This window comes from Bradyrhizobium sp. A11 (genome assembly GCF_042077125.1).
GTDB classification, from domain to species: Bacteria; Pseudomonadota; Alphaproteobacteria; order Rhizobiales; family Xanthobacteraceae; genus Bradyrhizobium; species Bradyrhizobium japonicum_B.
The window spans coordinates 6,362,916-6,375,445 of the sequence record NZ_CP149509.1 but is presented as its reverse complement, the minus strand read 5'-3'; the positions used below and the strand labels follow the sequence as shown (position 1 = coordinate 6,375,445).

At 64.7% G+C, this 12,530-nt stretch carries 12 protein-coding genes; 6 read left to right on the top strand and 6 right to left on the bottom strand.

The window, feature by feature from the left end:
* Positions 1-87: 87 nt before the first annotated feature.
* The 3 genes from WI560_RS29995 to WI560_RS29985 form a co-directional block, all read right to left on the bottom strand.
* A complete protein-coding gene (locus WI560_RS29995; RefSeq protein ID WP_375308941.1) occupies positions 88-2,076 on the bottom strand; it encodes a carbohydrate porin in 1,989 nt (662 codons plus the stop codon).
* Positions 2,077-2,449: 373 nt separating this feature from the next.
* On the bottom strand, positions 2,450-2,713 hold the full coding sequence (locus WI560_RS29990; RefSeq protein WP_257196782.1) for a hypothetical protein: 264 nt from the start codon (positions 2,711-2,713) through the stop codon (positions 2,450-2,452).
* A gap of 139 nt (positions 2,714-2,852) precedes the next feature.
* On the bottom strand, positions 2,853-3,659 hold the full coding sequence (locus tag WI560_RS29985) for a creatininase family protein (protein WP_375306054.1): 807 nt from the start codon (positions 3,657-3,659) through the stop codon (positions 2,853-2,855).
* A gap of 152 nt (positions 3,660-3,811) precedes the next feature.
* Here WI560_RS29985 and WI560_RS29980 point away from each other — a divergent pair, with 152 nt between their 5' ends.
* The 6 genes from WI560_RS29980 to WI560_RS29955 all read left to right on the top strand — a co-directional run bounded on the left by WI560_RS29980 (position 3,812) and on the right by WI560_RS29955 (position 9,251).
* A complete protein-coding gene (locus WI560_RS29980) occupies positions 3,812-4,834 on the top strand; it encodes an ABC transporter substrate-binding protein (RefSeq protein ID WP_375306053.1) in 1,023 nt (340 codons plus the stop codon).
* 200 nt (positions 4,835-5,034) lie between these two features.
* Positions 5,035-5,850 (top strand): ABC transporter ATP-binding protein, encoded by an 816-nt coding sequence (locus tag WI560_RS29975; RefSeq protein WP_375306052.1) that lies wholly within the window; start codon positions 5,035-5,037, stop codon positions 5,848-5,850.
* A complete protein-coding gene (locus tag WI560_RS29970; RefSeq protein ID WP_375306051.1) occupies positions 5,847-6,665 on the top strand; it encodes an ABC transporter permease in 819 nt (272 codons plus the stop codon). The genes WI560_RS29975 and WI560_RS29970 overlap by 4 nt, the downstream gene beginning before the upstream one ends.
* Positions 6,665-7,654: a 2-hydroxyacid dehydrogenase gene (locus tag WI560_RS29965; protein ID WP_375306050.1), complete on the top strand. Its 990-nt coding sequence runs from the start codon at positions 6,665-6,667 to the stop codon at positions 7,652-7,654. The genes WI560_RS29970 and WI560_RS29965 overlap by 1 nt, the downstream gene beginning before the upstream one ends.
* Positions 7,654-8,376, top strand: coding sequence for an AprI/Inh family metalloprotease inhibitor (locus WI560_RS29960; RefSeq protein WP_375306049.1), 723 nt, complete (start codon positions 7,654-7,656; stop codon positions 8,374-8,376). Before WI560_RS29965 ends, WI560_RS29960 begins: the two co-directional genes overlap by 1 nt.
* 170 nt (positions 8,377-8,546) lie before the next feature.
* On the top strand, positions 8,547-9,251 hold the full coding sequence (locus WI560_RS29955) for a tetratricopeptide repeat protein (RefSeq protein WP_375306048.1): 705 nt from the start codon (positions 8,547-8,549) through the stop codon (positions 9,249-9,251).
* Between the two features lie 5 nt (positions 9,252-9,256).
* On the opposite strand, the gene radC is transcribed toward WI560_RS29955, so the two are convergent.
* The 3 genes from radC to WI560_RS29940 all read right to left on the bottom strand — a co-directional run bounded on the left by radC (position 9,257) and on the right by WI560_RS29940 (position 12,328).
* Positions 9,257-9,970, bottom strand: coding sequence for a DNA repair protein RadC (radC, locus tag WI560_RS29950; protein ID WP_375306047.1), 714 nt, complete (start codon positions 9,968-9,970; stop codon positions 9,257-9,259).
* A gap of 91 nt (positions 9,971-10,061) precedes the next feature.
* Complete coding sequence (map, locus tag WI560_RS29945; RefSeq protein WP_375306046.1) at positions 10,062-10,880, bottom strand: type I methionyl aminopeptidase; 819 nt, start codon at positions 10,878-10,880, stop codon at positions 10,062-10,064.
* A gap of 131 nt (positions 10,881-11,011) precedes the next feature.
* Positions 11,012-12,328, bottom strand: a complete 1,317-nt coding sequence (locus tag WI560_RS29940) for a mechanosensitive ion channel family protein (protein ID WP_375306045.1) — start codon at positions 12,326-12,328, stop codon at positions 11,012-11,014.
* Between the last annotated feature and the right edge of the window lie 202 nt (positions 12,329-12,530).

Here is a 12,530-nt window from a genome sequence, read left to right as displayed (position 1 = left end):
CACCCCTCCCGCAAGCCAAGCGGGAGAGGGGGCGCAGCTCCGTCCTTACGGCGACTAAGGCTCACTTTATCGCGCCCGAACCGCCGCTCAGAATTCCCCGTGCAGCCGTCCTGAGAATACCGACACTGGGCCGCGGTCGGCGTTGTAGGCGGGGTTGACGATCAGCTGGTAGTCGGCGGTGAAAGTCAGCGCCTTGTTCAGCGCATAGGCGTAGTAGGTCTCCAGCACGCGTTCCCTGCGGTAGTTGAGCCGGCCGTCGCCGATCAGCGGGCCGAGGCCGCCGGCGGCGATGAAGTCGCGATGGTCCTGCGACAGCGCGTTGACGGCGCCGGCGATGGCGACGACGTCGTCGGGCCGGCCCCATCTCGTGCCTTTCACCGAGACGCCGCCGGACAGGCTGCGGTCGATGTCGGTGAAGGCCATGATCTCGTTGCGGCCATCGTTCCAGCTCCAGCGGCCGAACACGCCGATGTCGCCGACGATCGCCTGTTCGAGGTTGAGCGCGTAACCGTATTTGATGCGGCCGCGGCGGGTCTGGCTGATATCGACGCCGAACGCGGGATTGTCCAGCGTTTCGCGATAGCTGCCGGAGAACGCGCTGTTGACGAAACCGAGCACGCGCAGCTTGCCGGGCTGGCCGAACAGCGAATAGCGGGTCTCGAGCTCCGCCACATACGCGCCGCGGCGACCGACATTCATGTCGAAATTGCTGGAGTTCGATTCCGCGCCGATCAGGAAATAGCCGGCGCGCAGGGCCCATTGCTTCTGGTTCAATTCGGCCGTGGCGCCGTAGCCGAGGCCGAGCTTGTCGGCGGCATAGTCGAAGGCGCCGGAGGCCCAGATCGACCAGTTCATGAAGTCTTTGCGCGGATCGTGCGCGTAGGAGTTGCCGTCGAACACGTCGACCACGGAGAACTTGCCGACCTGCAGGGTCAGGCGCGAGACGTCGACCTTGCTCGCGAGCTGGAGCTGGCCGGAGGCAAGCTGCTCCTGCTCGCCGCCGAAACCGAAGGTGTGTCGCACGAACAGCCGCGAGGCGTTGAAGTGCGGATAGGGGAAGCCGGACTTCTGCGCTTCGCCGTTGGGGAAGCCGGCGGCGCCCGTCGTGTTGTTGAAACCGAATCCCTGCAGCAGCTCGGGGTTGAAGTAGACCTCGCCGCCGTCCCATAGCCGCGCATTGAGATAGAGCGAATTGCTCCAGGTCTGCTGAAAATCGGGTGACGGCAGCAGGCTGTTCGGTCCGGTATAGGGCGCGCGGAATGCGGGGTAGCCCTGGCCCAGCGCGGTCGACTGGCCATGAATCTCCCAGCGGCTGGACTCGGTGTCGGTCACATCCGACTTCGGGTTGTAGGTCGGCACGCCCGGCCAGTCGATCTTGCGATTGAGGCCGAGCCGCAGGCTGTGAAGATCCATCGACGAGGAATATTGCCCGCCCGAGGGGAAGGTGACGCTGGCGTTGTCGTATTTGCTGTAGAGATATTCGAGCCGCGTGGTCCAATGCGGCGCGAAGGCGTATTCGACGCCGCCGCCCGCGGTCCAGCCGAACCGCGTGTGCAGCACCTTCTCTTCAGTGCCGCCGCTCGGCGTCGAGAGGAAACGCTCGCCGGTGAAGGCCGCGCCGCCGGTGGCGTAGACCAGCCAATTGCCGCTGGCATAGCCGAGCCGCGCGCGCAGGCTCGCGACATAGTCCCAGCGTTCCTCCGCGAAGGACAGCGCGGTCCCCGTCGACGACACGACGTGGTTGGAGGGCAGATAATTCGGAAAGGAGATGTCGCCTTCGACGCCGAGCAGCAGGCCCGAAGCGAAGCGCCAATTGTAGCCGGCCTGGACGCCGCCGGTCGCGCCGGTGAAGACGTTATCGTCGGTTGCGAATGTGGGATCGGTCAGCGTCGCGGCGGACGTGCCGCGGGTGACGCCGACATGCGCGCCGATATAGAGGCCGGTCCAGTCGTAGACCGCCTTCAGCGCCGGCGCCTTGAGCGGCAGATCGGTCGCGCGGCCGGTTGCGGGAAAAGCCAGCACGCCCGAGGCAATCGCCGCGGCCGTCCGCCAGGTCCTGTAGCGGTGATCTCTCAACGTCAAAACGCACGCCCCCAAACGCGAATGTCATCCAGCCACCGCGACATCCCTGCCGATTCGTGGCGGCCCTGTCATCAGTCTTGGGCGCCCGCGCACCGCCGAGATGACCCCGGCCCGACCCGACTTCGTCCCAAGCTCCCGACCCTGCGACAGGTCTTATTGCTACTAATTCGCAATAGCAACTAAATCCGGATCGCCCACTGAGGATGAATCGCACCGCTGTATGACGAGGCTACAACAATCCAGCGGGCTCCAACATGAATGACCCCGCCCGGGGGGACAGCCGGGCGGGGTCCGGGCACGACACGGGGTGGATGAGGCGCCCGTGTCGGACGCAGGATCCACGTGAGATCGGCCTCAGGTACTCAAATCAGTAGCAGGTACGAACGCGGCCGACGTACTGGCCGAAGGCGTTGTACTGGGCGACCCAGCCGCAGCGGTGATAGCCGTGATAATAGGGGTCGTTGGTGGCGGCGATCGCGGAGCCGACGACGGCGGCGGTGGCGATGCCGGCGCCCACACCCCAGACCCAGCCGGGCTGCTTGGCTTCGGCCTGCGAGGTGGTGGACACGATGCTGCCGGTCAGGGCGAGCGTGGCGAGAGCGGCGGCGGCAAGCTTGGTCTTGATCGACATAAGAAACTCCATCCGGGTTGAGGCGGTCCGTTGTGGCCCGCGTGCCCAGTTGGACGGAGGCTCCTCGCGTCCGGTTCGAAAACGGCAAATCCGCTGCCGGAGCCGAGGCCTTTCCTGAATGATTCCAGGACTATAAGGGCTAGCCGAGGGGCCCCTTGGCGAGCCTGTTCACGTCGAAGTTATCGACCTCGCTCAGCAGCTCGCAAAAGGCGCGCGCGCCCTGGTCGAGCAACTGCTCGCCTTTCGCCGGCTCGGCCAATGTCGCGTTGCCGACGGCGCCGCTGGCGTTGAGATCCTGGGCCTGCCAGGCGAACGGCGCGGGCCGCTGCGTCGATAGCCAGCGATATTGCTTTTCCAGTGCGATGCTGCTCGCGGCAAAATCGGCGATCGCGGCTTGACGCACCTGATCGGGATAGCGCGCCAGCATGATCGAGGTCTCGATCGCGCCGCCATGAATGCCGTGGCGCACTTCCTCCGCCGGAAACAGTCTGTCGGCGCCCGACAGCCGCGACCACGACGTCGTCACCACGAACAATTTCTGGTGCGCGCGAAGATCCTGCGCGACCAGCATCATCGCTGCGCTGTTGCCGCCATGGCTGGTGATGATGACGAGCTTCCTCACGCCGCGCCGCGCGATGTCCTCTCCGATTTCGGTCCATCGCTTCAGCGCGACCTCGGTCGGCAGCGTCTGCGTGCCCGGATAGTCGATATGCTCGGTGGAGATCCCGACCGGCTCAACGGGCAGGAACGTCACCGGGACGCTTCCGGGCAACAGCTCGCGCGTGCGCGCCAGATAGGCGTTCGCGATCAGCACGTCTGTCGTCAGCGGCAGATGCGGGCCGTGCTGCTCGGTCGCTGCCAGCGGCAGCACCGCGATCCAGCGCGCCGTCTCCGCCGGGGGCACACCGGCCCAGCGGATCTCGGTCCAGTCGCGGGACGGCGTCATCAAGGTTTCTTTGCCCGAATTTGTCACGTAATTTGGGTATCAGGGGATGCGGACCCGGCCGGCTCGCGTCCCCTGATGTCATGCGGTTCTATCGCGTTGCGCTCATATGAGCCAGACGCGATTGGGCTTCAAGCGAACGACGGAGTGCCATTATGACCCATTTTCATCTGCGGCGGACGCTCACGGCGGGCCTCTTCGCCGCTCTCGTCGCTCTCGCACCGGCGCGGGCCGAGACGCTCGACAAGGTCACTTTCGGCACCAACTGGGTCGCCGAGGCCGAGCATGGCGGCTTCTTCCAGGCGGTCGCCGACGGCACTTACAAGAAATACGGCCTCGACGTCACCATCGTTCCCGGCGGTCCCAACGAGAACAACCGGATGTTGCTGATCGCCGGCAAGATCGATTTCTTCATGGCCGCGAACACCCTGATGTCGTTCGACGCGGTCGCCAACAACGTCCCCGTCGTGACCATCGCCGCGATCTTCCAGAAGGATCCGCAGGTGATGCTGACGCAGCCGGACGCCAAGGTCGGCAAGCTCGAGGACCTCAAGCCGCTGACGTTGTTCGTCTCCAAGGAGGGCATGGGCAGCTATTTCCAATGGCTGAAGTCCGAATACGGCTTCAGCGAGAAGAACGTCCGCCCCTATAATTTCAATCCGCAGCCCTTCATCGCCAACCCCAAGAGCGCGATGCAGGGCTACGTCACCTCCGAGCCCTTCGCGGTCGAGAAGGCGGCGGGCTTCAAGCCCAACGTGCTGCTGCTGGCCGACTACGGCTTCAACACCTATTCGACCCTGATCGAGACCCGCCGCGACATCGTCGAGAAGAAGCCCGATCTGGTCCAGCGCTTCGTCGATGCCTCCATGGTGGGCTGGTACAATTACCTCTATCGCGACAATTCGGCCGGCAACGCCACGATCAAGCAGCTCAATCCTGAGATGACCGACGATCTGCTGGCCTATTCCGTCGCCAAGATGAAGGAGCACGGCATCGTCGATTCCGGCGATTCCCTGAAGAACGGCATCGGCGCGATGAGCGACGAGCGCTACAGCTCGTTCTTCAACAAGATGGTCAAGGCCGGCGTCGTGAAGGCGGATCTCGACTTCCGCAAATCCTACACGCTCCGCTTCGTCAATAAGGGCGTCGGCCTCGAGCTGCGTCCGAACAAGCCGTAACGCATGTTGAGATTTGGCACGCAGGTGCGGCTCGGGCTCACATCTCCCGAAGGGAGAGGTCGCATCGCATCGCCAGATGCGATGCGGGTGAGGGGTTACGCTTTTTCGGAGGACCTGTTCCCCCTCACCCGCGCCTGCGGCACGACCTCTCCCCGTTGGGGAGAGGTGAAGGACGCCCGAAACGCGGCAGCCTGCGCGCAATGGTAGAGCGCATCACCTCGTCCGCCGTCGAGGCCAGCCTGACGGCTCTCGCCGTCAGCCTGCGCGGCGTGACCAAGACCTATGACAACGGCGTCATGGCGCTCGGCCCGTTCGACCTCGCGGTGCGCAAGGGCGAGTTCATCTCGCTGCTGGGCCCGTCCGGTTGCGGCAAGTCGACGGTGCTGCGGCTGATCGCGGAGCTCGGCGCGCCGTCCTCCGGGATCGTGCGAGTGGCGCGCCGCGAGGGCGAGCTGCAGCCGGGGCACGGCATCGGCTTCGTGTTCCAGGAGCCGACCCTGATGCCATGGGCCAGCGTGCGCGAGAACGTGCGCTTGCCGCTGAAGCTCGGCGGCGTGGCGAAGGCCGAGGGGCGCGCGCGTGCCGACGCCGTCTTGGCCAGCGTCGGCCTTGCCGATTTCGCCGATGCCTTTCCGCGCGAGCTCTCCGGCGGCATGAAGATGCGGGTGTCGCTGGCGCGCGCGCTGGTCACCGATCCCGACATCCTGCTGATGGACGAGCCGTTCGCCGCGCTCGACGAGATCACGCGCTTCCGCCTCAACAACGATCTGCTCGCGCTGTGGCGAGCTCTCGGCAAGACCGTCATCTTCGTCACCCATTCGGTGTTCGAATCCGTCTATTTGTCGCAGCGTGTTGTCGTGATGACGGCACGGCCGGGCCGCATCCAGGCCGATATCCGCATCGAGACGGTCGAGCCGCGCGGCGAGGAATTCCGCACATCGACCGCTTACGGCGACTATTGCCGCAGGGTCTCCGGCGCGCTGGCGCCGTCCTATTCGGGGCGGCCACTGCTATGAGCGCCCGGTCCGAGAGCATTTCCAGGCCGCAAGGCGCGCAGCGTGCGCTGCGCCTGGTGCTTCCCGTCATCGTGTTCGCGGCCGGCCTCATCGCCTGGGAATTGGTGGTCCGCCTCAAGGAGATCCCGCCTTACGTGCTGCCGGCGCCCTCGATCATCATTCTGACGCTGATCAAGGATTGGCAGGTGCTGTCGCAATCGCTCGCGACCACGCTGCTGACCACGCTCGAAGGCTTTGTTGCGGCCAGCGTCGGCGGCATCGCGCTGGCGCTGCTGTTCAACCAGTCGAAATGGGTGGAATACTCGCTGTTCCCCTACGCGATCGTGCTCCAGGTCACCCCCGTGATCGCGATTGCGCCACTCTTGCTGATCTACCTGGAACAGCAGACCGCGGTGGTGGTCTGCGCCTTCATCGTCGCCTTTTTTCCTGTGCTGTCCAACACCACGCTCGGGCTCAATTCGGTCGATCGCAACCTCGCCGGCCTGTTCCAGCTCTATGGCGCATCGAAGCCGCAGACGCTGCGCTTCCTCAAGCTGCCGGCGGCGCTGCCTTACATTCTCGGCGGCCTGCGCATCGCAGGCGGCCTGTCGCTGATCGGCGCGGTCGTGGCCGAGATCGCGGCGGGAACCGCGGGCGCCGGCTCCGGGCTCGCCTACAGGATCGCGGAATCAGGCTATCGATTGAACATACCCCGCATGTTCGCAGCGCTGCTGCTGTTGTCGTTGGCCGGGATTGTCATCTATGGGGTGCTGGCGCTAGTTTCGCACCTCGTTTTACGGCGCTGGCATGAAAGCGCGCTTGGAGAGGAAAACTGATGGCTGCCGGTTCGATTTCGTCCGAAAAGATCGACCTTCTGATCTATGGGCCGGTGCGGCCGATCCTCGAGAACGGGTTTTCCGATCATTTCGTCGTGCACAAGGCGGAGACGCACGGCGACCTCGAACGGCTGACGCCGGCGATCCGCGAGAAGATCCGCGGCGTCGCCGTGACCTATCACACCGTCCGGGCCGACAGGGGGGCACTGTCGCAACTGCCCAAGATCGAGATGGTGGCGAGCTTCGGCGTCGGCTACGACCACGTCGATGCCAAATACGCCGCCGAGCACAACATCATCGTCACCAACACGCCCGACGTGCTGACCGAGGAGGTCGCCGACGTCGCGATGGGTCTTCTGATCGCCACCTTGCGCGAGTTCATCAAGGCCGATCGCTACGTCCGCTCCGGGCTGTGGCAGACGCAGAACTATCCGCTCAGCGTCGGCTCGTTGCGCGACCGCAAGGTCGGCATCGTCGGCATGGGCCGGATCGGCCAGGCCATCGCGCGCCGGCTCGATGCCTCGCTGGTGCCGGTGGTCTATCATTCGCGCAACCCGTCCAAGGACGTCTCCTACAAGCACTATCCCGACCTGATCGAGATGGCGAAGGAGGTGGACACGCTGATGGTGATCGTGCCCGGCGGCGCCTCGACCAACAAGATGATCAACGCCGAGGTGCTCAAGGCGCTCGGCCCGCGCGGCGTGTTGATCAACGTCGCGCGCGGCTCCGTGGTCGACGAGCCGGCGCTGGTTCAGGCGCTGAAATCGGGCACCATCCTCGCCGCAGGCCTCGACGTGTTCGCGGCCGAGCCGAACGTGCCGGACGAGCTCAAGGCCATGCAGAACGTCGTGCTGCTGCCGCATATCGGCTCGGCCTCGGTGGTGACGCGCAACGCGATGGACCAGCTCGTGGTCGACAACCTCAAGTCATGGTTCTCAGGCAAGGCGCCGTTGACGCCGGTTGCGGAAACGCCGTTCAAGGGACGCTGATGCGAAGTCTTCGGGCCGTCGCATTCGCCGTCGCGGCCTCTTTGGCCGCGATCGGCGCCGTCGCGGCCTCCCTGGCCGCGATGGGCGCTGCCCATGCGCAGGATGCGGCGAGCCTGAAGAAGTCGATGCCCGGGCAGTGGGAGCTGTCGACCACCGAGCGCAGCAAGACCTGCGTCGTCACGATGAAGGGCGATGCCGCAGGCCAGGGCTACAAGCTGGAGCTGGAGCCGGCCTGCAAGACCGCGCTGCCTTTCACCAAGGACATCGTCGCCTGGAGCGTCAGGGGCCTCGACATCGTGCGCCTGCAGGATGCGGCCGGTGAAGCCGTAATCGACTTCACCGAGGTCGAGGCCGGCATCTTCGAGGGCCTGCGCCAGGGCGAGGGCGTCTACATCCTGCAGGATCTCGCCGCGGCCCGCTCGATGGCCAAGTCGATGGACCAGATGATCGGCGACTGGGCAATGGTGCGCGGCAACGGCCAGCCGGTGTGCGGGCTGACGCTGACCAACACCGAGGCGAGCCCCGACAATTTCCAGGTCTTCCTCAAGCCGAGATGCGACGCCGCCATCGCCCAGTTCAATCCGGCGCAATGGCGGCTCGAGCGCGGCCAGATTATCCTGATGTCGAAATCGGGCGATGTCTGGCAGTTCGAGGCCGACGACAACGCGCAATGGCGGCGCGTCCCCGACACCGCCGATCCCCTGATCATGCTGCGTCAGTAACCGGCCCGGCATTCGCCGTCGCCGAAGCCGTGCAGCGCTGGATCGAGCCGTGACCGGACGAGCCCGGACGGACCAGAATCCGCTGGTTTGAGAGTTCTTGCCGAATTTCGAACTTTTCCTGCGCCTCGGGCGACCAAGGCGGAATGGCTCAAACACGATCGGGCTTTGACATGAAATTCGTTGCCCTGGCTTTTTCGTGCCTTCTGCTGCTCGCGATGCCCGCCAGCGCGAATGACACGCGCACCTTTGATGCGATGGTCCTGTTGGCCAAGCGTGGAGATGCCGAGGCGCAATATCATGTCGGCATGATGCACAACAATGGCATCGGCACGCAGCAGGACCGCAGCCAGGCATTCGAGTGGTTTCAGAAATCGGCCGCCGGCAACGACCCCCTGGGGGCCTACAAGCTCGGTTGTTATTATGACGGGCAAGGTGCCGGCATTGTTGCAACCGATGCCGATCAAGCACTGAAATACAAGCTCGTGTCCGCCAGGGCCGGCTATGCGCGCGCTCAGCACGACGTTGCCCTGATGTATGACCGACAAGGCAATTCGGAAGAAGCGCTGAAATGGTGGAAGACGGCTGCCGATCAGGGGCTTCCCGAGGCCCTCTTCAGCCTGTCTCGCGCCTATTCGGCCGGAAAGGGGACGCCGAGAGATTTGTCCCTATCGTATGCGTATTTCAAGCTGTCGAAGGTGGCGCCGGCCAGGAATGTGAAAGAGATGGCGTCGATGTTGTCCAAGCCCGAGCTGGAGAAGGCCGAGAAGCTCGTTGCCGAATGGAAGCCGCAACCGACCGCCTTGACGCTCAAGGCATTCAGCGGGTTCAGGGCCGCTGAAGAGCATTTGAAGGTCGCCAAGAATCAGGTGTTCTGACCTGGTTAGATCAACCGCATCCCGCGCAGGCTGGCATGACCGCCCTTGCCCACAATGATGTGGTCGTGCACGGCGATGCCGAGCGGCTTGGCGATGTCGATGATCGCCTTCGTCATCTGGATGTCGGCCTGCGAGGGCGAGGGATCGCCGCTAGGATGATTGTGCACCAGGATCAGCGCGGTCGCCGATAATTCCAGCGCGCGCTTGATCACCTCGCGGGGATAGACCGGAGTGTGGTCGACCGTGCCGGTCTGCTGCACCTCGTCGGCGATCAGCTGATTGCGCTTGTCGAGGAAGAGCAGGCGAAACTGCTCCTTGTCGGCGAACGCCATGCTGGAGCGGCAATAGTCGATCACCTCGTTCCAGGACGACAGCGCGTTACGGCTGTTGACCTCGCCCCTGGTCACGCGGCTCGCCGCGGCGGCAATCAACTTGAGCTGGTTGATCGCGGATTCGCCGATGCCCTCGACCTCGCGCAGCCGCGCCACCGGCGCATGCACGACCTCGGCGAACGAGCCGAACGTCTTGATCAGCGCCTTCGCCAGCGGCTTGGTATCGCGCCGCGGCAGCGCCGGAAACAGCGCCATCTCCAGCAATTCGTAGTCGCTGAGCGCATCCGCGCCCGCGCTGTAGAAGCGCTCGCGCAGCCGCTCGCGATGGCCGAGATAGTGCGGCGCATCCTCGGGCTTGCTCTTGTCGTGGTCGGACTTGGCGGGCATCGGCCGCCAGCATCGCCGGGGCCTGGCGTTTTTGCAACCGTCAATTGCGGGGCGGAAGTTCGGTTTGTGCCCAGCGGGCACGCCCGAAAGTTCACCCAATCTGCTTCTCGCCGTGCCGCTCCGACAGCGTGAAGATCTCGACGCCGGTGGCGGTGACGCCGACGGAGTGCTCGAACTGTGCCGATAGAGAGCGGTCGCGGGTGACCGCGGTCCAGCCGTCGGAAAGGATCTTCACGTGCGGCTTGCCGAGATTGATCATCGGCTCGATGGTGAAGAACATGCCGGGCTTCAGCTGCACGCCCTCGCCCGGACGGCCGATATGGATGATGTTCGGCTCGTCGTGGAACATGCGGCCGAGGCCATGGCCGCAGAAGTCGCGCACCACGCTCATGCCCTGCGGCTCGACGAAGCTCTGGATGGCGTGACCGATGTCGCCGGTGGTGGCGCCGGGCTTCACCGCGGCGATGCCGCGCATCATCGCCTCATACGTCACCTCGATCAGCCGCTCCGCCTTGCGGGCGATCGGGCCGACCGCGTACATCCGGCTGGAATCGCCGTACCAGCCGTCGACGATGAAGGTGACGTCGATGTTGACGATGTCGCCTTCCTTCAGCGGACGGTCGCCGGGCATGCCGTGGCAGACCACGTGGTTGAGCGAGGTGCAGGTCGAATAGCGATAGCCGCGATACATCAGCGTCGCCGGATAGGCGCCATGGCTGAAGGCGAACTCGCGGACGAACTGGTCGATGCGCTCGGTCGGCACGCCGGGCCCGACGATGTCGGTGAGCTCGTCCAGGCACTTCGCCACCAGCGCGCCCGCCTTGCGCATGCCGGCAAAGGCGGCCGGCCCGTGCAGCTTGATCTGTCCGGTCTTGCGCAGCGAGGTATCGGTGGCTTCGACGTAGCTCATGCTTGTGCAGTCTTCCTTGGGCGGTCCGGCTGATCGCGATTATCGGCGGAAAGGCTTGATTTCAGGCCCCAATTTAATGATTGCGGGCCTTCATGCAAGCTGGAGGGTGCCGACCGGGCGGCGAAAGCGACCTAATTCGGGACTTCTACGGTGGTTTCCACGGGGAGGGCGCCGCCGCGGATGCGGATTTCGCGGACCGGATAGGGAACCCGGATGCCCTCCTGCTTGAAGGCGTCCCACAGCGCCAGCATCACGTCGCTCTTGACGGTGTCCATGCCGTCGGGGTCCGCGAGCCAAAGGGTGAGCGAGAACTTCATCCCGGCCTCCGCGAACTCGGTCAGAATGCAGTTCGGCGGCTTGCCCTTCTGCGCGCGGGGATGAGCGGCGGCGGTCTCAGCGGCGAGCTTGCAGACGAGCCGCGGGTCGGCGTCGTAATTGGTGCCGAAGGCGATCTTCACCAGCGTGTTCTTGTCGGTATAGGTCCAGTTGACGACCTTCTGCGTCACCAGATCCTCGTTCGGCACCAGGAACTCGCGGCCGTCGCCGGCGGCGACGGAAATATAGCGCGTCTTCATCGCGCTGATGCGGCCGGTATTGTCGCCGATGGTGACGAGATCGCCGGGCTTCACCGACTTGTCGGCGAGCAGGATGATGCCGGAGATGAAATTGGCGACGATCTTCTGCAGGCCGATACCGATGCCGACGCCGACCGCGCCGGAGAACACCGCGAGCGCGGACAGGTCGATGCCGACTGCGCCGAGCGCGATGACGATGGCGACGGCCAGGAGCCCGATGCGGATGATCTTGACCAGCAGCACCTGCACCGACGGCGTCAGGTCGGTGGTCGCGTTGATCCGGCTCTCGGCGAAATTGCTGGCGATGTTGGTGGCCCAGAGCGCGACGAGGAGGAGCGCGCCGGCCTTGATCGCCAGCAGCGGGGTCAGCCTGAGGCCGCCGAGCACGATCGCGTAGGCATCGAGCAGGTCGACGGTCGCATCGAACTGCCCGAGGATGGAGAGCGCTGCGACGAACCACGCCGTGATCGACACCAGCTTGACGATGAAGGCATTGCGCAGCACCGAGGTCAGGAGCCGGATCGCGAGCCAGGCGAAACCAAGCTTGGCCGCGACCATCAGGAGATAGGAGCGGCTTGGCCAGGTCGCGTGATACATCACCACGCGCGAGACGATCACGAGCAGCGTGAATACCGCCGTCGAGGCGCTGGCGACCATGACTCGCACGAAATGCCTGAGCGGCAGCGGCCAGCGCAGCGCCAGCGAGGTCAGGTCGACCCGGCTGCGAATGGCGGCCTCCGCCGCATAGGCGATGCCGGCGGCGGCCAGAATGAGGCCGAATTGCAGGTAGAACCAGGGTGAAGAGATTTCCGCCCCGACGCTGCGTGCGGTGGTCTGCACGAACTCCATGAAGTCCTTGAGGTCCATGTCCATCGGTCTCGTCGGCAAGCGGGGAGGATTTGATTCGAGGGAGCCGCAGAATCCCACAAAGGGCACGGCCGGGCCATCGATACACCGGCATGTGATGGACGTTAAGGCCGTAAAATGCGGGCAGATTGCCGCGAGATGAGAAAATGGGTTGGCGTGCGCAGGCGGCGACGATAGAGATGCATGGATATATGTTTGGGTAAATCCG

What these genes read in the sequence shown, in the direction of transcription:
- WI560_RS29990 (WP_257196782.1), bottom strand. Translation starts at nt 2,713, where the DNA reads ATGTCGATCAAGACCAAGCTTGCCGCCGCCGCTCTCGCCACGCTCGCC.
- WI560_RS29985 (WP_375306054.1), bottom strand. Translation starts at nt 3,659, where the DNA reads ATGACGCCGTCCCGCGACTGGACCGAGATCCGCTGGGCCGGTGTGCCC.
- WI560_RS29980 (WP_375306053.1), top strand. Translation starts at nt 3,812, where the DNA reads ATGACCCATTTTCATCTGCGGCGGACGCTCACGGCGGGCCTCTTCGCC.
- WI560_RS29975 (WP_375306052.1), top strand. Translation starts at nt 5,035, where the DNA reads ATGGTAGAGCGCATCACCTCGTCCGCCGTCGAGGCCAGCCTGACGGCT.
- WI560_RS29970 (WP_375306051.1), top strand. Translation starts at nt 5,847, where the DNA reads ATGAGCGCCCGGTCCGAGAGCATTTCCAGGCCGCAAGGCGCGCAGCGT.
- WI560_RS29965 (WP_375306050.1), top strand. Translation starts at nt 6,665, where the DNA reads ATGGCTGCCGGTTCGATTTCGTCCGAAAAGATCGACCTTCTGATCTAT.
- WI560_RS29960 (WP_375306049.1), top strand. Translation starts at nt 7,654, where the DNA reads ATGCGAAGTCTTCGGGCCGTCGCATTCGCCGTCGCGGCCTCTTTGGCC.
- WI560_RS29955 (WP_375306048.1), top strand. Translation starts at nt 8,547, where the DNA reads ATGAAATTCGTTGCCCTGGCTTTTTCGTGCCTTCTGCTGCTCGCGATG.
- radC (WP_375306047.1), bottom strand. Translation starts at nt 9,970, where the DNA reads ATGCCCGCCAAGTCCGACCACGACAAGAGCAAGCCCGAGGATGCGCCG.
- map (WP_375306046.1), bottom strand. Translation starts at nt 10,880, where the DNA reads ATGAGCTACGTCGAAGCCACCGATACCTCGCTGCGCAAGACCGGACAG.
- WI560_RS29940 (WP_375306045.1), bottom strand. Translation starts at nt 12,328, where the DNA reads ATGGACATGGACCTCAAGGACTTCATGGAGTTCGTGCAGACCACCGCA.